Source organism: Reyranella sp., from assembly GCF_036558665.1.
Lineage (GTDB): Bacteria > Pseudomonadota > Alphaproteobacteria > Reyranellales > Reyranellaceae > Reyranella.
This window is the reverse complement of record NZ_DATBFE010000010.1, coordinates 18,891-38,042: the sequence shown is the minus strand read 5'-3', so window position 1 is coordinate 38,042 and position 19,152 is coordinate 18,891. Positions and strand designations below refer to the sequence as shown.

Genomic DNA, 19,152 nt, shown 5'->3' with positions numbered 1-19,152 from the left:
CTTCAGGCAAGACGGAAGCGGCGCTCGGCCAGGCGATAGAGCGGTCGCCATATCAGGCGATTGCACACCACCACCATGACCGACATGACGACGATGCCCAGCACCACGCGCGGATAGTCGGCGGCCTCGGTCGCGTCGGCGATATAGGAGCCGAGGCCGACGGCCTTGAGCTTGGTGTCGCCCCAGCTCGCCACCTCGGCGACGATGCTGGCGTTCCACGATCCGCCCGACGCGGTGAGGGCGCCTGTCACATAGTAAGGCAGGATGCCCGGCACAATGACCTTGCGCCACCATTGCCAGGTGCGCAGACGGAACAATGTCGAGGCCTCGCGCAGGTCGGTCGGGAACGCGCTCGCGCCGGCGATCACGTTGAACAGGATGTACCACTGCGTGCCCAGCACCATCAGCGGGCTGAGCCATATGTCGGGGTCGAGCCGCAGCGAGACGATCAGCACCACCGCGATCGGGAACAGCACATTGGCCGGAAAGGCCGCCAGGAACTGGGCCAGCGGCTGCACGCGCGTCGCCGCCCACGGGCGCAGGCCGATCCACACTCCGATCGGCACCCAGATGGCGCTGGCGATCGTGATCAGCACGGCCACGCGCAGGAGCGTCAGCAGCCCCATCTCGATCGCGGTCCAGAGGTCGCTCCAGCCGAGCGCGGCGCGGGTGAACAGCACGATCCGCCACAGCGCATAGGCGGCGACTGCCAACACCGCCACACGCCAGACGACATCCGATGCCCGGCCCGCACGAGGCGTCGCGGCCTGCCGCGCGGGCCGGGCGAAGCCGAGCGGCAGCACGGAGATCGCCCGGCCCGCCCAGGCCGTGGCCAGGGTCAGCCGGCGCACCAGCCGGCCGCGGCGCCACAAGTCATAGACCCATGAACGCGGGCGCTGCTGGGCGGCGGTCTGCTCGAAACGGAACTTGTCAGCCCAGGCGACGATCGGCCGGAACAGGAGCTGGTCGTAGGCCAGGATCACGATCGCCATGGTGAGGACGGCCTGCACCACCGCCGCGATGTTCCTGTCGGCGATCGCCACGGCCAGCCACGAGCCGATGCCGGGCAGCTTGACCGTGGTGTCGCCGACCGTGATCGCTTCCGAGGCGACGACGAAGAACCAGCCGCCCGACATCGACATCATGGTGTTCCAGATCAGGCCCGGCGCGGCGAACGGCGCTTCCAGCCGCCAGAACTTGAGCCACGGCGAGAGCTGGAAATGGCGGCTGACCTCGTCGAGGTCGGCCGGCACGGTGCGCAGCGACTGGTAGAAGCTGAACGCCATGTTCCAGGCCTGGCTGGTGAAGATGGCGAACACCGCCGCGCACTCCGCCCCGAGCTCGCTTTGCGGGAACAGGCGCAGGAAGAACACGACCGTGAAGGTGAGGAAGCCCAGCACCGGCACCGACTGCAGGATGTCGAGCGCCGGCACGATCACCAGCTCGGCCTTGCGGCTCTTGGCGGCCAGCGTGGCGACGATGAAGGTGAAGACCAGCGACGCCGCGATGGCGGCAAACATGCGGAGCGTCGTGCGCAGCGCATATTCCGGCAGGTTGGCCGGATCGAGCGTGACCGGCTCGGCCACAAGCCCCGTGGCCGGGGCCGCGATCTCGCGCGCACCATGCGCCATCGCCACGAATGCCGCGGCGATCAGCACGAAGATCGCGAGGTCGTAGACGTTCGGCCGCAGCTCCACGCCGCCCAGGCCGAGCAGCGGAGTCCGGCCGACCTTTTCCAGGTCCCGTCGAGCCATAGCCTCTTTCCGGTGGGCCCATCTCCGTTGCAGGCGGCCGTGGCAAGCCTAGATGACGTGCGCATGACAGGCCAGCGCGACGGAGCCGCAGCCGACAACGCTGCGGACCGGGTGAACGTTCAAGGTTGGTGCTCATGTTCTTCGGGACCGCGAGCGTCCCGCTCGCTTCACGCCTACGAATGCGCCGAATGGGCGAGCGAGACGCTCGCGGTCCACAAGAATGCAGGACTCCCTGGGCAGGCTCTACGCCGCGACGGCGAGGCCCGTGGTCTCGTCGACGCCGGTCTTGAGGTTGATCACCTGCACGGCGGCACCCGAGGCGCCCTTGCCGAGATTGTCGAGCGAGGCGACGGCGAGGATGTTGCCTTCGGCCTCGTTGCCGTACACGGCAAGTTCCATCGAATTGGTATCGATCAGCCGGTCGGCCCGCAGGAAGCGGTCGCGCTCCAGCCACTTCCTGTCGGCGAGCGGCCGCACCGGCACGAAGGTCTCGCCGGCATAGTGATCAGACAGCACCTGGTGCACCTCGGCGGCGCGCACCTGCCTCGCCGTGATGTCGCGCGTGATCGGCACCATGATCAGCATGCCCTGGGCGTAGTGACCGACCGACGGCACGAACAGCGGCGTGTGCACGAGGCCGGAGTACTTCTTCATTTCCGGCACGTGCTTGTGCGCAAGCTCGAGGCCATAGACGCCGAACGGCTCGACCTCGGTCTTCTTGTGGACCTCGATCAGTTCCTTGCCGCCGCCGGTATAGCCCGAGACGCCGAATACCGCGGGCGTCGAATCGGCCCGCACGATGCCTGCCTCGACAAGCGGATGCAGGATGGCGATGGCGCCGGTGGGATAGCAGCCCGGATTGCTGATGCGCTTCGATGCGAGCAGCTTCTGCCGGTGATCCTTGCTGAGCTCGGGAAAGCCGTAAGTCCAGCCGTCGGCCACGCGATGGGCCGTGCTGGCATCGATCACGCAGACCTCGGCGTCGCCCAGCGCGGCCATCAGCTCCTTCACCGCCGCGTCGGGCAAACAGAGCACGGCAATGTCGGCAGCCTGCGCAATCTCGACCCGTCTGGCGAGGTCCTTGCGCTCGGCCATTGGCAGTTCGAGCAACTCGATGTCCGGCCGATCCTTCAGCCGCTCATGGATCTTGAGCCCGGTCGTGCCGTGCTGTCCGTCGATGAAGATCCGGGTCTTGTTGCTGGTCATGGTCTTCTCTCTCGCAAATCAGGGCCTTTGAACAAGGGCCGGCTGGAGAAGAACGAAACAGGGAAGCCGCTCTGTCCTCTCCAGCGGCTTCATGAAACGGCGCGTCTGCTATGCGCGCACGTTCTCACACCGCTTGGACCAGCGGCGGCGTCGCGACCGAAGGAGGGCGAACGAGATCATCGCGGGGCGCATATTTCATCCGGCAGGCAGGATGTCAAGGGTGTACGCTGATCAAACCGTTCTGGGAGTGCCCGCAATGACTGAAACGACGCAACCGGCTGCTCATCCCGAGGGACTGTCGATGCTCGAGAAGAGGAGGATCGAGGCCGAGATCCTGAAGGAGGTCTACGAGACCCTGAAGGCGAGCCACGGCGAGGAGGTTGCGCGCAGGACGATTGCGGAGTCGGTGCGCCGCTCGGCGATCGAACAGGCGCGCGCTTTCGCCGCCGCCGCGTCCGGCGGGCCGTCACTCAAGGCGTTCCAGGACGTAATGCCGCTCTGGACCAAGGGCGGGGCGCTCGAGATCGAGGTCAAGGAGCAGACCGACGAGACCTTCGCCTTCAACGTCACGCGCTGCCGCTATGCCGAAACCTACCGGGCGATGGGACTGGGCGAGATCGGCCATCTGCTGTCGTGCAATCGCGACGGCGCCTTCTGCGAGGGCTACGATCCCAAGCTCAAGCTCGAACGCAGCCAGACCATCATGCAGGGCGCGAGCCACTGCGACTTCCGGTATCGCTACGAGAAGTGATGAGGAACGACGTCAACCGCCAGGTCCTGCTCAAGGCCCGGCCGAGCGGCATCCCGCAGGCGGAGCATTTCGAGCTGGTCCGGCGGCCGCTGCCGGTGCCGGCCGAGGGCCAGGTGCTGGTGCGCAACATCTATCTCTCGGTCGATCCTGCCATGCGCGGCTGGGTGAGCGCCGTCGCCAACTATTCCGAGCCGGTGCCGCTGGGCTCCGTCATGCGCTCGATCGCCGCCGGACGGATCGTCGAGTCGCGCCATCGCGACTGGAGCGCGGGCGATCTCGTGGTGAGGATGTTCGGCTGGCAGGATTTCGCCGCCGTCGATGAGAGCGCGATCCAGGTCAAGGTGACCGACGGTGACGTTTCGCTCTCGGCTTGGCTCGGCGTGCTGGGCGTCAACGGACTCACCGCCTATTTCGGCCTGCTCGAGGCTGGCCAGCCCAGGCCAAGCGAGGCCGTCGTCGTGTCGACGGCAGCGGGATCGGTCGGCTCGTGCTGGGCCAGATCGCCAAGATCAAGAGCTGCCGCACCGTCGCTATCGCGGGCGGCGCGGCGAAGATCGCCCTCTGCCACGACGCCTTCGGCTACGACGCCGCCATCGACTACAAGCAGGATGATCTCGACTCGGCCCTGAAAGCCGCCAGCCCCGGCGGCGTCGACGTCTATTTCGACAACACCGCCGGCGCGATCAGCGATGCCGTCCTCAAGCACCTCAATGTCGGCGCGCGGGTGTGATCTGCGGCACCGCCTCGATCGCGAGCTGGGATCCACTGCCCCTCGGACCGCGCGTGGAACGCCACCTGCTGGTGAAGCGGGCGCGCATGCAAGGCATCCTGATCTTCGACCATGCCGCGCGCTACGCCGAAGCCCGCGCCGATCTCGCCCGCTGGCTGCGCGAGGGCAAGCTCGCCTATCGCGAGGACATACTCGAGGGCATCGAGCACGCCCCCGGCGCCATTGCCGGCCTCTATCGCGGCGACAATCTCGGCAAGCGGCTGATCCGCATCGCCTGAAGCGTTGATCCCTCAGTTCGTGAACTCGGCCACCACGATGTGATTGTCCTTCATCGGGAAGGTCCGGGTCGGAATGGTTTCGTTGTTGAATACCGCCACGACGGTGCGCGGCTTGGCGTCGAAGCTGAGCTTCCCTGTCGAGACGGCCGGAACGCCTTCCGTGATGCCGGGCGGCACCTTGCCGTCGAGGCTGAACTTGTCGCGGCCGATGCCGAAATAGCCCCTCGGCCGGCTCATCATGACAACGGCGCCCGCGCCCTCGTCACCCTTGCCGAAGGGCTGCGGCCTGAGATGCACGATGTCGGACGAGCGCAGGAAGGGCGATCGATAGATATGCGTCGCGGGCTCTCCTTCCATCCGCAGCACGAACTCGTAGTACGCTTCCGAGTGGGCCACGAACGGCCCCCACAGGCCGTCGGCACCGGTCGTCTTGCGATGCACCGGGATATTGCTCTTGCGATCGCCGGTCTTCGGATCGACCTCGAAGATCTCGACCTCCGCGCCTGACATGGGAAGGTTTGTGTAGACGCCCTCGGCGATGCCGCTCGCCTTGCCGTTCAAGGTCGGCAGCGGTTCCTGGGCGATGAAAAGCGTGCCGGCGGGCTTGCCGACGATGAACTCGTACTGGGCGGCAAAGGCGAGCTTGTGGAACGCCGTCTCGCGGTGATCGAGCCCTTCCAGGACGACGTTCTTGGCTCCGCGCAGTTCGGAGGCATCGTAGCCGACACCGGTCGGCTTGCCGGGATGGCCGACGAAGCGCGCGTCGGGCTGGGAATACTTGTCGTTCTTGTCCGAGCGGATCGCCATCATCTCGACGCCGGGAACGAGATCGTCGGGACCGCTGTTCAGGCCCTGCAGGAAGGGCATGGCGCCGTTGAACTCGCTGCCGACCAGCATCGTGTCGGAAACGACGATGCCCTTGTTCGGTGTGCCGCACAGCACGGCGTGGCTGGCGAACTCGGCGCCGCCGCCGTTCTTCAGATAGTTGCGCACCGCGTTGCCGCCGCGTGAGGAGGCGATCAGCGCGACCTTGCGGCGATGCGTAGTGCTACGCACCTGGGCCACGAAGGCCGCCAGCTCGCGCATCTGGTCGTCGGTCGAGGAGCGCAGCGCTTGCGGCTTGGAATCGTCGGTGCGCGCCAGCGGATAGGGGAAGTCGATGGCGAAGAGCTGGTTGCGCTGGATGCCGTTGCTTTCGAAACGCCAGACGTTGTTGATCCATAGGGCGGCGGAGTCGCCGTTGCCGTGCACGAAGACGATGGGCGGCGGCTCGGCGCCATTGCGCGTCGGCGCCTGTCGCTGCCGACCGAAGGCGAGCGCCGGCGCCAGTGCCGCCGCGCCCGTCACTACGGCTCGTCGAGTCGGCCGTCCGACGATCATCCCTTCTCCCCCGAAACAATGGTTGTCGCATGTTGGCAAATGCCCGGCCGCGACGCTACGCTTTACAGCATGACGATTTGCTTCATCGACAGCCCGGTCGGACGGCTGGCGCTCGAAGCGGAGGGCGAGGCGCTGTCCGCCGTACGCTGGGCGAGCACGGCCGAGAAGGCTGTCGGAAGGCCTTCGCCGGTCCTGAAAGAGGCAGCGCGGCAGCTTGCACGCTACTTTGACGGTAAACTCGAGCGCTTCGATATCCCGCTGGTCCAGCGCGGCACCGATTTCCAAAACCGCGTGTGGCGGATGATGCGCGACATCCCCTACGGCGAGACCGCGACCTATGGCGGCATGGCAATGGCGTTGGGCTCGGGACCGCGTGCGGTGGGCATGGCGTGCGGGCGTAATCCGCTGCCCATCGTCGTGCCGTGCCATCGCGTGCTGGGCAGCGGCGGCAGCGAAGGCGGCTATTCCGGCGGACGCGGGCTGCCCACCAAGCGGCACCTTCTTGCCCTCGAAGGTGTCGTGTTGCCCTAGGCGACGCTGCTACTGGAGTGGCGTGCCTCAATGAGCTACGGAGAGCGCATGCGCGTGCTGATCACCCGTCCGGAACGCGAGGCGACGGCGCTCGCCCAGGCGCTGAGCCAGCGCGGCCACCTGCCCGTGATCGCGCCGCTGTTCGAACTCCGCTTCCGGCGTCCGCCTGACGACTTTGCCACAGCCCTTGCCGCGAGCCAGGCCGTGCTGCTGACCAGTGCCAATGGCGCCCGCGCGCTCGCCGAAGCGAGCGAGCAGCGCAGCAAGCCGATCCTCGCCGTCGGCGACATGACGGCGGCGACGGCAGAAGGCCTGGGATTCACCTCGGTCGCCTCCGCCTCCGGCGACAGCACCGCCCTCGCAAAGCTCGTCCAGGACAGGCTCGATCCCAAGGCCGGGCCGCTGATCCACGTCTCGGGAGTCGACGTTGCCGGGAATCCCGCGCCGGAGGGCATCGTGCGGCGCTTCGCCCTCTATGAAGCGCGCGAAGTCGATACATTGCCCGATTCGGCGCGCGCGGCTCTGCAGAGCCGCGCCCTCGATGCCGCGACCTTCTTCTCGCCGCGTGCCGCCGCGGCCTTCGCCAGGCTGGTGGCCGCAGCGGGCCTCGCCGACTCCTGCCGCAATGTCACGGCCATTGCCATCAGCCCTGCCGCCGCCGATCCCCTGAAGGCTGTTCCGTTCAAGGCGACGATGGCGGCAGCACGACCGACGCGCCAGGGCATGCTCGACGAAATCACGCGTTTGGCGGAAGCCAACGCAGAGGCGGTGCAGCCCGCGAGACCGACCATGAGCGACACCTCCTCTCCCTCGCCGCCGCCATCACCCCCGCCGTCGGCGCCTGCACAAACACCGTCGACCACGCAGGCATCATCGAAGGCGCCGCCACCCTCGCCGGCAGCACCGCCGTCATCGACCGCGCCGCGTGCGGAAGCTCCTGGCGCCGCACCTGCCGCACGGGTCCGGCGAGGCCTCGGCGCTGTCGGCGCCTTCCTCATCGGCATCGTTGCGGCCGCGCTTGTCCTGGGCGCTGCGCTGCTGTCCCTGCCCTATTGGCCCGACGAAGCGCGGGCAATGTGGCGCGGACCGCCCCAACGGGCCGTCGGCATCCCGGTTCCTCCTGCAGCCGCCGTCGATGTCGCCGCCGAGATCGACGCCGCCAAGAAGGTGCTCGACGCCAGGATCGACGACCTCGACAAGCGGGTGCATGCGCTTGCCAATACCGTCGCCCAGGCATCCGCACAGGCCCCGGCCATTAAGGTACCGGCTACGCCCGCGCCGCCGTCCTCCGCGCCATCGTCCGACGAGGCGCTGAACGGCCTGCGCCGCCGTATCGAGGCGCTGGAGAACAAGCCCCCCGCTGCCGCCGAACCGGCAGCGCCGAGCAACCCCGACATGGAGAAGGTCGACAAGGATATGGCCGCGCTGCGCGTCGAGATCGCGACGCTGCGCGCGAGCCTCCAGACTCTCGAGCAGGCTACGTCGGGACAGAAGGATCAGGCGTCCGCGCTCGCCGAGGCGGTCGAGAAGATCAAGGGCCAGTCGAGCCAGGCCAGCGCCGACGAGAAGAAGGCGCTGGCCGCAGCGCGCGCCTCGGCGGTGATCGGCATCGCGGCGCGCCTCAACGCAGCCCTCGAGTCCGAGCAGCCCTTCGCCTCCGACCTGGCGCTGCTGGGCCCGCTCGCCCGCGATGACAAGACGATCGCGGAGCAGAGCGCCGCACTGCAGCCGCTCGCCGACAAGGGCGTGCCGTCGCGGGCGGGACTTGCTGCCGATTTTCCGGCGATGGCCAAGAAGGCGATGGCGGACGACCTGGCGGACGATTCGTTCGGCCAGCGTCTCCTCGGCCGGTTGAAGGCGCTGGTGTCGCTGCGCCGCGTCGGCCCCGACGTACCGGGCGACACGGTCGAGGCCAAGCTGGCCCGAGCCGAGGCCGCCCTGAAGGCGGGCGATCTTGCCCGGGCCGTCGAACTCGTGAAGTCGCTGCCGCGGCAGACTGGCGGCGCCACCGCCGGCTGGCTGGGCGGGGCGGAGGCGCATCTCGCCGCTCAACGGGCAGTCGACCGGCTGGCAGCGGAAGGCGTGACCTTGCTGGGCGCCGCACGGTAACGGCCGATGACCTTCCTGCGTACGCTCTTCTGGTTCGCGGTCGCGGCGGCCTTGATGTTTGCCGCGGTCTGGCTGGTCGAGCGTCCCGGAGCCGTCACTGTGCAGTGGAGCGGCTGGCGACTCGATACCAGCGTCGGCGTGCTGCTCGCGGCGGTGCTGGTCCTAATCCTGCTCGCTATGTTGCTGTGGCTGCTCTATCGCTGGATCGTCGGCGCGCCGGAGGCGCTGCTCGAAGGCTGGGGCGACAACCGGCGCCGGCGCGGCTATCTCGCGCTGACCCAGGGACTGGCCGCCGTCGCCGCCGGCGACGCCGTCGAGGCGCAGAAGAATGCACGCAAGGCCGAGCAGCTCCTCCTGGAGCCATCACTTACTCTGCTCCTGTCGGCACAGGCTGCGCAGCTGAATGGTGACCGCGAAGGTGCCAGGCGCGCCTTCAATTCGATGCTCGAGGACGAGCAGATGACCTTCCTCGGCCTGCGCGGGCTGATTGCCCAGTCGCTCAACGACGGCAACCAGGCCCAGGCGCTGGACTATGCCGAGCGCGCCTTCAGGCTGCGCCCGCAGACGCCATGGCTGGTGCATTCGCTGTTCGACATGCAGGCACAGGCCAACCAGTGGAAGGCGGCGCAGCAGACACTCGAAGCGGGCCTGCGCACGCGCGTGGTCGCGGCCGGCAAGGGCCGCACGCTGAAGGCGCTGCTGCTCGTGGAGCGCAGCCGCGAGGCCGAGCGAGAGGGTCGCGACAGCGAAGCGCTCGGCCTGGCACGCGAGGCCTTCGGTCTCGCGCCCGAGCGTATCGCGGTCGCGATCCGGCTGGCCGAGCGGCAGATCAAGGCCGGCCAGGGCGGGCGGGCGATGAAGACGCTCGAACGGACGTGGTCGCTCGCGCCCCATCCCGATCTGGCCACGCTCTACCTCAAGGCTTCCGGCGAGACCGATTCACTGAAGCGCGTCGGCCTCGTGCGCCGGCTCGTGGAACAGAAGATCGACGACGCCGAAAGCCATATCGCCATTGCCCAGGCCGCCCTCGACGCCGGTCTGTGGGGGGAAGCGCGTCGCCATCTCGAACTCGCCGGCGGAGCCCACCCGACGACGCGGGTCTGCCGCATGATGGCCGATGTCGAGGAACGGTCCGGCGGCGGCTCTCCCAAGGTGCACGAGTGGCTTGCCCGAGCTGCGGCGGCGCCCGCGGACCGCGCCTGGCGCTGCTCGGCATGCGGGGCGCACCACGAGGCCTGGCGCTCGGTTTGCGAGAGTTGCGGAGCTTTTGGAACCTTGCACTGGCGCGCGCCGGGCACCTATGGCCACATCTTGCCGCCCGACGTCCAGGGCACACCCGCCCGCCCCGTGGCGGTCGTAAAGACGTGAGGAATGCCGATGTTCGAGACGACGCTGGCAGGCAGCCTACCCAAACCTTCCTGGCTCGCCACACCCAACGTGCTGTGGGCGCCGTGGACGCTCACCGGCCAGCCTCTGCAGGAGGCCAAGGAGGACGCGACCGCACTCGCCATCCGGCGTCAGGAAGAGGCCGGTCTCGACATTGTGAGCGACGGCGAACAGGCCCGCCAGCATTTCGTGCACGGCTTTCTCGCTGAAGTCGACGGCGTCGATTTCGAAAAGAAGGTCCGCATGGGCATCCGCAACAACCGCTACGAGGCGGATTGCCCGACCGTCACGGCTCCGCTCCGGCGGCGCAAGTTCGTGCATGAGAGGGAGGCGCGCGTCGCGCGCGCCGCCACTGCGCGCAAGCTCAAGTTCACGCTGCCCGGACCGATGACCCTCATCGACACGCTGGCCGACGGCCACTATGGCGACCGCATCAAGATGGCCTTCGCCTTCGCCGAGCTTCTGAACCAGGAGGCGAAGGATCTCGAGAAGCTGGGCGTCGACGTTATCCAGTTCGACGAACCCGCCTTCAACGTCTATCTCGCCGAGACGGTCGACTGGGGCGTGCCGGCCCTGGAGAAGGCAGCCGAAGGTCTGAAATGCGCCACCGCCGTGCACATCTGCTACGGCTACGGTATCGAGGCCAACATCAAGTGGAAGGAGACGTTAGGCGAGAGCTGGCGCCAGTACGAGCAGACCTTTCCCGCCCTCGACCGCAGCAGGATCCAGCAGGTATCGCTGGAATGCCGGCAGAGCCACGTACCACCGGAACTGATGAAGCTGCTGAAGAGCAAGACCGTGCTCGTGGGCGCGATCGACGTCGCGTCGGAGAAGGTCGAAACGCCAGAGGAGGTCGCGGCGACGCTGAAACTTGCCACCGAGTTCGTCGATCCTGAACGCATCCAGGCGTGCACCAACTGCGGCATGGCACCGATGACCCTGGCCGCGGCCTACGCCAAGCTGCGCGCCCTGACCCAAGGCGCCGCGCTGGCGCGAAAGGTGCTGTGAACGGCGGGCATGTCGCCGAGCAAGTTGCCCGGCATCCAAAGGCTACGTCTTCGCAATCCGTGCCCGCAGCGCATAGACGAGTTCGAGCGCCTCGCGCGGCGCGAGCTCATCCGGATTGACCGACGCCAGCGCCGCTTCGACGTCGGATTGCGCAGGCCTGGCGACTCCACTCGCGGGTCGTGACGGAGCAGCGGCAAACAGCGGCAAATCGTCGGCGAGTCGTGTGACGGCGCCGGACTGCTCGCCCTTTTCCAGCGCCGCCAGCACCTGCTCGGCGCGGGCCACGACGGCAGGTGGAAGACCGGCGAGCTGGGCGACATGGATGCCGTAGGACCGGTCGGCCGCGCCGGGCGCGACCTCGTGCAGGAAGACGACCTCGTTCTGCCACTCCTTGACGCGCATCGTATAGGGCGCGAGCGACGCCAGCCGCTCCTTGAGCGCACCCAGCTCGTGATAGTGCGTGGCAAAGAGCGCACGGCACTTGTTGACGTCGTGCAGATGCTCGAGCGTCGCCCAGGCGATCGACAGGCCGTCGAAGGTCGCCGTGCCGCGGCCGATCTCGTCGAGAATGACGAGGCTTCTCGACGTCGCCTGGTTCAGGATCGCCGCCGTCTCCACCATCTCGACCATGAAGGTCGAGCGGCCGCGCGCGAGATCGTCGGCGGCGCCGACCCGGCTGAACAGGCGATCGACGATGCCGAGATGCGCCTGCTTCGCCGGCACGAAGGAACCCGCCTGCGCGAGGATCGCGATCAGGGCGTTCTGGCGCAGGAAGGTCGACTTGCCGGCCATGTTCGGACCGGTCAGCAGCCACAGTCGCCGCTCGGTCCCGAGTTCGCAGTCGTTGGGCACGAAGCCGGGCCCGCCCTGTCGCAACAACCCCGCCTCGACCACAGGATGACGGCCGCCGACGACGGTGAAGACCGGATCGTCGTCGAGCACAGGGCGGACGTAGTTGCCGCTGGTCGCGAGCTCGGCCAGCGCCGAAGCGACGTCCAACGAGGCGAGCGCGCGACCAGCCGAGGCAATGGCGATCGAGACCGTCATCGCCTCGGCGACCAAGGCATCGAAGATCGAGAGCTCGAGCGCCAGCGCCTGGTCGGCGGCGCGGCCGATGCGCGTCTCGAGATCGGCAAGCTCGGCGGTGCCGAAGCGCGTCGCATTGGCCATCGACTGGCGGCGCGTGAAGCCCAGCGCCGCCAGATCGAGCTTGTCGGCGTGCGTTGCCGTCACCTCGATATGGTAGCCGATCATGTTGTTGTGCCGGATCTTGAGCGAAGGCACGCCGGCGGCGTCCCGGTACTTCGCCTCGAGCGCCGCCACCGTCTTGCGGCTGTCGTCACGCAGCGCGCGCTGGTCATCGAGTTCGGCACGGTAGCCGCGCCGAACGAAGCCGCCGTCGCGCGCCAGCAATGGCGGCTCGTCGGCAAGCGCCGCAGCCAGCGCGCCGATCAGCGGACGATGGTTCGAGGTGGCCCGCACGATCTCGGCAAGCGGGGCCGGCGTCGGCGACAGCGCTTCCGGCTCGGCGCCGAGAAGCGCGGCCAGCGCTTCGGCCGAGTCGAGTCCGTCGCGCAGCGCCGCCAGATCGCGCGGTCCGCCGCGGCCGACCGAAAGGCGCTGCAAGGCGCGCTCGATGTCGGGAGTGCGCTTCAAGGTCTCGCGGACCCGCTCTCGCAACGCCGGCCGCTCGACGAAAAGTTGTACCAGATCAAGACGGCGTTCGATCGCGCTTCGCTCCGTGAGCGGTGCCGCCAGCCGCTCCGCCAGCAGCCGCGCGCCGGGGCCCGTCAATGTGCGGTCGACAGTGGCCAGCAGGCTGCCGTCCCGCCGGCCGTCGAGGCTCTTGACCAGCTCGAGATTGCGCCGCGTCGCGGGATCGATCTCCATCGTGCCGTCGGCCCGTTCGCGGTGTGGCGGCGCGAGCGCCGGTATCTTGCCGGCCTGGGTCAGCTCGACATAATCGAGCAGGGCGCCGCAGGCCGCCACCTCGGCGCGGGAGAAGGCGCCGAAACTGTCGAGGGCCACGACCTGGAACGCCGCCTGCAGGCGCTTGCGGGCGTTGTCGGAATCAAATCGTGCCGACGGCAGCGGCGTGAGCACGGCCTGCCATTCCTCCAGCGCGTGCTTGAGCCCATCCCGCGCGAGCAGCCGGTCGGGCACCAGCACTTCGCCCGGCGAGAGACGCGCCAGCGCGGCAGCGAGCTGGCCGGCGGCGAGCGGCTGGGCGGCGAAGTCCGCGGTCGAGAGATCGAGCCATGCCAGGGCCAGCTCCCCCTGGGCCTCGGCGAGCGCGGCAAGGTAGTTGTGGCTGCGCGCGTCGAGCAGCGCATCTTCGGTCAGCGTGCCCGGCGTGATGACACGCACCACCGCGCGTTCCACGACCGACTTGGCGCCGCGCTTCCGGGCCTCGGCCGGATCCTCGGTCTGCTCGCAGACGGCGACCTTGAAGCCCCGACGGATCAGGCGCGACAGATAGGCCTCGTGGCTGTGCACGGGCACACCGCACATCTTGATGTCCTCGCCCAGATGCTGGCCGCGCTTGGTGAGCGCGATATCGAGCGCCGCCGAGGCCTGCACCGCGTCGTCGAAGAACAGCTCGTAGAAATCGCCCATGCGGTAGAACACCAGATGATCGGGATGCGCCGCCTTGATCGCGAGATACTGGCGCATCATCGGCGTCGCGTCCGGAGGCACGGCGGGGAGAGGAGAGCTGTCGAGCACGTCCCCGCTTAACATGCGCGCCAGGCCTCTCGCCATCGCCGGTGATTCACGCTTTCAACAAGCCAGTCGCGGCCCGCCGTTGCGCGCCGGCGGCGGCGCCCTTGAGGCTCCGGCGTTCCAGAGGCAAGCTTTCCGTCCGCGCCCGATGCAACCGCCATTCCTGCCCCGCGTGCTCGTCTCGCGCCTGCCGTTTTTCTATGGCTGGATCGTGTTGGGCTGCGTCTGCCTCGCGGGCTTCGCGCGACAGGGTCCGGCGGTCGCCGTGCTGTCGATCTTCGTGGCGCCGATGACCGGCGAGTTCGGCTGGTCGCGCACCGCGATGGGTGGCGCGGTCTCGCTGGGCGGCCTTCTGGCCGCGATCATATCGCCGATCATCGGGCCCGTCCTCGACCGTCGCGGCGCTCGGCTGGTGCTGTGTGCGGCGGTGCTGGCGACAGGACTTGCCACCATGGCCTTGTCGCTCACCCAGTCGCTGCTGATGTTCTACCTGCTGTTCTGCTTCGCACGCATGAACTGGGCAGGTCCGTTCGAGCTCGGTCTCTATGGCGCATTGAACAACTGGTTCGTGGTCCGGCGGGTGCGCGCCACCTCGATTGCGACGCTCGCGCAGATGTCCGGCCTCGTCGCGCTCCCGTTCCTCGCCCAGGTCTCGATGCGCGGCGGCGACTGGCGCGCGGGCTGGCTCGCCGTGGGCGGCACGGTGTTGATGGTGGGCTTCGTGCCGTGCTGGCTGCTGCTGGTCCGCCGGCCGGAGGATCTCGGATTGCAACCGGACCGGCTGGCGCCGGGTCGCGGAGCGGCCGTTGCGGAGCCGCGCTTCAATCGAAGCCAGGCCATACGCACGCCCGCCTTCTGGCTGCTCTCCCTCTACACAATCCTGGTCTATCCGGTTCAGGCCGGCGTCAGCCTCTATCAGGCTCCGCACCTCATCGAGCGGGGACTCTCGCCGCTCGCGGCCGCCACGGTCATCAGCTTCTTCTCGGCCATGTCGGCACTCGCAAGCTTCGGCATCGGCTTCCTGCCGCGGCACTGGCCGGTCCGCTACGGCCTGCTGCTCGCCGCCGCCCTGCTGAGCGCCGGCGCCTTCGTCCTGATCGGCGTCCACTCCGTTCCAGCCGCCTGTCTCGGCGCCGGAACGTTCGGCCTGGGCATCGGCGGCATTATGACGCTGCTTCCCATGGCGTGGGCGGACTACTTCGGCCGCGAGAGCTATGGCGCCATCCGCGGCGTCGCCCTGCCGCTGCAGGTGCTGGCACAGGCGGCAGGACCCCTGCTGTCGGGCACGTTGCGCGACTGGAGCGGCAGCTATACCGACTCGCTCCTCGTGTTCGGCTTCTTCGCCATCCTTGCGGCCCTGGCGGCATTGACGGCGCGTGCGCCGGCCATGGCGGCTGCGTCCTCCTAGACTTCATACCGGTTGCACCTCGGCAAGCCACACCGTAGGCTTCCCGCGGCCCAAAAGAGGCTGCACGTTGCGGCGCTGCGGATGCCGGGCGGTAGCGTACGAGGAAACAGGCTTCACGTAGAGACAGATGCATCGGCCCGCAGCGGGCCCTTCATGGTTTTCGCGACACGACGTCTCCTGGCTAGGGAGGCGGGCGTCGCCGGTCGTTTGGAGTGACTGCGTAGCGTCAGCAAGCTGCTTAACGGAGACACCGCGTGCCGCCATTGCTGCAGGTAAAGGGGCTCCATACCGAGTTTCGCACCGGCGCCGGCCTTGTCCGCGCCGTCGACGGAATTTCCTACACCGTCGAGCACGGCGAGACAGTGGCGGTGGTGGGCGAGAGCGGATCGGGAAAATCGGTCGGCGCGCTTTCCATCCTGCGACTGATCGCCGATCCTCCGGGGCGCGTCACCGCCGGCGAGATTCTGTTCGACGGCCGTGACCTGCTTCGCCTGTCAGAGAGCGAGATGCGCGGCATCCGTGGTCGCGACATCGGCATGGTGTTCCAGGAACCGATGACGTCGCTCAACCCCGTCCTGACGATCGGGCGCCAGATCACCGAGACGCTGGAAGAACATCAGGGTGCGGACCGCGCGACGGCCGAGCGGCGGGCGGTCGAGCTCCTCGAGATGGTCGGCATCGCCGACCCGCGCCGACGGCTGAAGCAGTTCCCCCACCAGCTCTCCGGCGGCATGAGGCAGCGGGTGATGATTGCGATCGCGCTCGCCTGCAATCCCAAGCTGATCATCGCCGACGAGCCGACGACGGCGCTCGACGTCACGATCCAGGCGCAGATCCTGGAACTGATGAAGTCGCTGACGCGCAAGCTCGGGGTCGCACAGATCATCATCACGCACAATCTCGGCGTGGTCGCCCGCTATGCGAGCCGCGTCAACGTCATGTATGCCGGTCGCATCGTCGAGGCCGGCCATGCCGAGGCGATCTACCATCGGCCGCGTCATCCCTACACCATGGCCCTGCTGCGCTCCGTGCCCCGGCTCGACCAGCCGCGACGGACGCGCCTCGACCCTGTCGACGGCCAGCCGCCGGATCTTACGCGGCTCGACGGCGGCTGCGCCTTCCGGCCAAGGTGCCGGTTTGCGGTCGAACGCTGCGCCGAAACACGCCCGGCCCTGGAGGCCGCCGGCGAGCCGGAACATTTCGCCGCCTGCTTTCGCAGCGCCGAGCTGGTCGCCGAGGAGGCCGCGGCATGACCGTCGCGGCTTGCGATCCGCCGCTTGTGGAGGTGCGCGGGCTTGCCATGCACTTTCCCATCTCGGAAGGGATCATGCTGTCGCGCAAGGTCGGCGAGGTGAAGGCGATCGACGGCATCGACTTCTCCATCGCCCGCGGCGAGACACTGGGCCTGGTCGGCGAAAGCGGCTGCGGCAAGACCACGACGGGACGCTGCATCCTGCGCCTCGAAAGCCCGACGGCCGGCCAGATCCTGTTCGACGGTCAGGATGTAAGCCGCCTCAGGGGTAGCGATCTGGTCGGGCTGCGGCGGCGCATGCAGGTGATCTTCCAGGACCCCTACAGCTCGCTCAACCCGCGCATGAAGGTGGGCGACATCGTGGCCGAGCCGATCAAGGTCCACGGCCTCGAGCGCGGCGCGCCACGCCTGCGCGCCCGCGTCGACGAGCTGCTGTCGACGTGCGGTCTCGATCCCAAGTTCGCGGACCGCTATCCGCACGAGATGTCCGGCGGACAGCGCCAGCGCGTCGGCATCGCACGCGCGCTGGCTCTCGAGCCCGAGTTCATCGTGTGCGACGAAGCGGTCTCCGCGCTCGACGTCTCGATCCAGGCCCAGATCGTCAACCTGCTGGAGGACCTGCGCGGGCGGCTTGGCCTCACCTATCTCTTCATCGCACACGATCTCTCGGTCGTGCGTCATCTCTGCCAGCGGGTCGCCGTCATGTATCTCGGACGCATCGTCGAGACGGCCGCCAGCGACGAGCTGTTCGACAATCCGCTCCATCCCTATACCCAGGCGCTGCTCTCGGCCGTGCCGATTCCCGATCCGCGGGTCGAGGCGGCGCGCGCCTTCCGACCGCCACGCGGCGAGGTGCCGAGCCCGATCAATCCACCCTCGGGGTGCGTCTTCCATCCCCGCTGCCCTTCGGCAGTCGAGGCCTGCAAGCGGACGCGACCCGCACTCAGGGAACTGCGGCCCGACCACTGGGTCGCCTGCGACGTGGTGCAGTAGCACGAAGACCCGAAGACAAGGTCGAACAGGAGGAGGCGATGTACGTTCGAATGGGACTATGGGCCGTGGGGCTGGGCCTTGCGGCATCGATCGCGGCGACGCCGGCTGGCGCCGAAGGCCCGACGCGCGGCGGCACGCTCACCTATCTCATCCCGGCCGACGCGCCGCCGAGCTTCGACGGGCACCGCGAGACCACGTTCGCCACGGTGCACACGGCCGCACCCTACTACAGCGTGCTGATCCGCGTGCCGCCCGACAATCCGTCCTCGACCACCGAGTTCGTCTGCGATCTCTGCACCGAGATGCCGAAACCCACCGACGGCGGCAAGACCTACACCTTCAAGATTCGCCAGGGCGTGAAGTGGCACGACGGCAGCAAGCTCACGGCCCAGGACGTTGCGGCAAGCTGGAACGAGATCGTGTTTCCGCCCAAGGGCGTCACCAGTGCGCGTGTCAGCTTCTACGCCATGATCGACAAGATCGAGGCACCCGATGACGCCACCGTGGTCTTTCATCTGAAGTACGCGACCACGGCGTTCCTGCCGGCGCTCGCCGATCCTTTCGCCTGGATCTACAAGAAGGAGATCCTCGACAAGGATCCGCACTGGTACGAGAAGAACATCATGGGCTCCGGCCCGTTCAAGTTCGAATCCTACGAGGTCGGTCAGTCGATCAAGGGCGTGCGCAACCCCGACTACTATCACAAGGGTCAGCCCTATCTCGATGCGATCGTGGGCATCTACACCCCTAAGCAGGCGGTACGCATCGATGCGCTGCGGGCCGACCGGGCCGCGATCGAGTTCCGCGGTCTGCCGCCGTCGGCCCGCGACCAGCTCGTGAAGGAACTGGGCGACAAGATCACCGTCCAGGAGAGCGATTGGAACTGCGGCAATATCCTGACGCCGAACAGCAGAAAGAAGCCGTTCGACGACGTGCGCGTGCGCAAGGCACTCGCGCTCGCCATCGACCAGTGGCACGGCGCGCCGGCGCTTGCCAAGATCGCCACGGTGCGGACGGTGGGCGGCATCGTGTTCCCCGGCTCGCCGCTCGCCGCGACCAAGGAGGAGCTGCAGCAGATGGCCGGCTACTGGCCGGATATCGAGAAGTCGCGCGCCGAGGCCAAACGTCTCCTCAAGGAGGCCGGGGCCGAGGGGCTGAAGTTCGAGCTGCTCAACCGCAACGTCGACCAGCCCTACAAGTTCGTCGGCACCTGGGTGATCGGCGAGTGGAAGAAGATCGGTCTCAATGCCGAGCAGAAGGTCGTGCCGACCGGACCGTGGTTCCAGAACATGCGCGCCGGCACCTTCGACGTGGCGATGGAGGCCAACTGCCAGAGTGTCGTCAACCCCGTGCTCGACACCGGCAAGTATCTGCCCGGCAAGGTCTTCCCGGACAATTACGGCGGCTACGATGACCAGAAGTCGATCGATCTCTACAACAAGATGCAGTACGAGACCGATCCCAAGAAGCAGCGCGCCGATATGCGCGCCTACGAAAAGCACACGCTGGACGAGATGGTGCACGAGATCGTCCTGCCCTACTGGTATCGCATCAACCTGGCGCGATCCTACGTGAAGGGCTGGAAGACCAGCCCCAGCCACTACCTGAACCAAGACCTCGCCAACATCTGGCTCGATAAATAGCG

Annotated in this window: 15 protein-coding genes and 1 pseudogene; 12 read left to right on the top strand and 4 right to left on the bottom strand. The window is 67.9% G+C overall.

Translation table 11 applies throughout. From position 1 onward, the window contains the following. Positions 1-2 precede the first annotated feature (2 nt). Together VH499_RS01865 and argC are read right to left on the bottom strand one after the other, a co-directional pair. The gene (locus VH499_RS01865) at positions 3-1,754 is read right to left on the bottom strand and encodes an ABC transporter permease subunit (protein WP_332050978.1); all 1,752 of its coding nucleotides are present in this window, start codon (positions 1,752-1,754) and stop codon (positions 3-5) included. 243 nt (positions 1,755-1,997) lie between these two features. After that, a complete protein-coding gene (gene argC, locus VH499_RS01860) occupies positions 1,998-2,960 on the bottom strand; it encodes an N-acetyl-gamma-glutamyl-phosphate reductase (protein ID WP_332050977.1) in 963 nt (320 codons plus the stop codon). A gap of 256 nt (positions 2,961-3,216) precedes the next feature. On the opposite strand from argC, the gene VH499_RS01855 reads away from it, so the two are divergent. From VH499_RS01855 to VH499_RS01845, 4 genes and pseudogenes are all read left to right on the top strand, one after another. After that, a complete protein-coding gene (locus tag VH499_RS01855) occupies positions 3,217-3,711 on the top strand; it encodes an L-2-amino-thiazoline-4-carboxylic acid hydrolase (RefSeq protein ID WP_332050976.1) in 495 nt (164 codons plus the stop codon). Next, positions 3,711-4,031 (top strand): annotated as a pseudogene (locus VH499_RS26115) (NADP-dependent oxidoreductase); the annotation flags it as partial. The gene VH499_RS01855 and the pseudogene VH499_RS26115, both read left to right, overlap by 1 nt. Positions 4,032-4,198: 167 nt before the next feature. After that, positions 4,199-4,441, top strand: coding sequence for a zinc-binding dehydrogenase (locus tag VH499_RS26110; protein ID WP_414709732.1), 243 nt, complete (start codon positions 4,199-4,201; stop codon positions 4,439-4,441). Beyond that, positions 4,438-4,719 (top strand): hypothetical protein, encoded by a 282-nt coding sequence (locus tag VH499_RS01845; RefSeq protein WP_332050974.1) that lies wholly within the window; start codon positions 4,438-4,440, stop codon positions 4,717-4,719. The genes VH499_RS26110 and VH499_RS01845 overlap by 4 nt, the downstream gene beginning before the upstream one ends. A gap of 12 nt (positions 4,720-4,731) precedes the next feature. Here the strand turns inward: VH499_RS01845 and VH499_RS01840 are convergent, their stop codons facing one another. Further along, the gene (locus VH499_RS01840) at positions 4,732-6,099 is read right to left on the bottom strand and encodes an alpha/beta fold hydrolase (protein ID WP_332050973.1); all 1,368 of its coding nucleotides are present in this window, start codon (positions 6,097-6,099) and stop codon (positions 4,732-4,734) included. Between the two features lie 39 nt (positions 6,100-6,138). On the opposite strand from VH499_RS01840, the gene VH499_RS01835 reads away from it, so the two are divergent. The 4 genes from VH499_RS01835 to VH499_RS01820 are packed head-to-tail and all read left to right on the top strand — an operon-like array spanning position 6,139 to position 11,133. Next, complete coding sequence (locus VH499_RS01835; protein WP_332050972.1) at positions 6,139-6,630, top strand: methylated-DNA--[protein]-cysteine S-methyltransferase; 492 nt, start codon at positions 6,139-6,141, stop codon at positions 6,628-6,630. A 30-nt stretch (positions 6,631-6,660) separates the two neighbouring features. Further along, entirely contained in the window at positions 6,661-8,739 is a 2,079-nt protein-coding gene (locus tag VH499_RS01830; protein ID WP_332050971.1) for a uroporphyrinogen-III synthase, read from the top strand. A gap of 6 nt (positions 8,740-8,745) precedes the next feature. After that, positions 8,746-10,107 (top strand): heme biosynthesis protein HemY, encoded by a 1,362-nt coding sequence (locus VH499_RS01825; RefSeq protein WP_332050970.1) that lies wholly within the window; start codon positions 8,746-8,748, stop codon positions 10,105-10,107. Positions 10,108-10,110: 3 nt separating this feature from the next. After that, entirely contained in the window at positions 10,111-11,133 is a 1,023-nt protein-coding gene (locus VH499_RS01820; RefSeq protein ID WP_332050969.1) for a methionine synthase, read from the top strand. A gap of 42 nt (positions 11,134-11,175) precedes the next feature. Here the strand turns inward: VH499_RS01820 and mutS are convergent, their stop codons facing one another. Beyond that, positions 11,176-13,872: a DNA mismatch repair protein MutS gene (gene mutS / locus VH499_RS01815; protein ID WP_414709733.1), complete on the bottom strand. Its 2,697-nt coding sequence runs from the start codon at positions 13,870-13,872 to the stop codon at positions 11,176-11,178. Positions 13,873-14,002: 130 nt separating this feature from the next. Between mutS and VH499_RS01810 the strand changes: the two genes are divergently transcribed. The 4 genes from VH499_RS01810 to VH499_RS01795 all read left to right on the top strand — a co-directional run bounded on the left by VH499_RS01810 (position 14,003) and on the right by VH499_RS01795 (position 19,150). Continuing rightward, positions 14,003-15,262, top strand: coding sequence for an MFS transporter (locus tag VH499_RS01810; RefSeq protein WP_332050967.1), 1,260 nt, complete (start codon positions 14,003-14,005; stop codon positions 15,260-15,262). A gap of 254 nt (positions 15,263-15,516) precedes the next feature. Next, positions 15,517-16,515 (top strand): ABC transporter ATP-binding protein, encoded by a 999-nt coding sequence (locus VH499_RS01805; RefSeq protein ID WP_332050966.1) that lies wholly within the window; start codon positions 15,517-15,519, stop codon positions 16,513-16,515. Then, positions 16,512-17,507, top strand: a complete 996-nt coding sequence (locus tag VH499_RS01800; RefSeq protein ID WP_332050965.1) for an ABC transporter ATP-binding protein — start codon at positions 16,512-16,514, stop codon at positions 17,505-17,507. The genes VH499_RS01805 and VH499_RS01800 overlap by 4 nt, the downstream gene beginning before the upstream one ends. 38 nt (positions 17,508-17,545) lie before the next feature. Next, positions 17,546-19,150 (top strand): ABC transporter substrate-binding protein, encoded by a 1,605-nt coding sequence (locus VH499_RS01795; RefSeq protein WP_332050964.1) that lies wholly within the window; start codon positions 17,546-17,548, stop codon positions 19,148-19,150. Positions 19,151-19,152 lie beyond the last annotated feature (2 nt).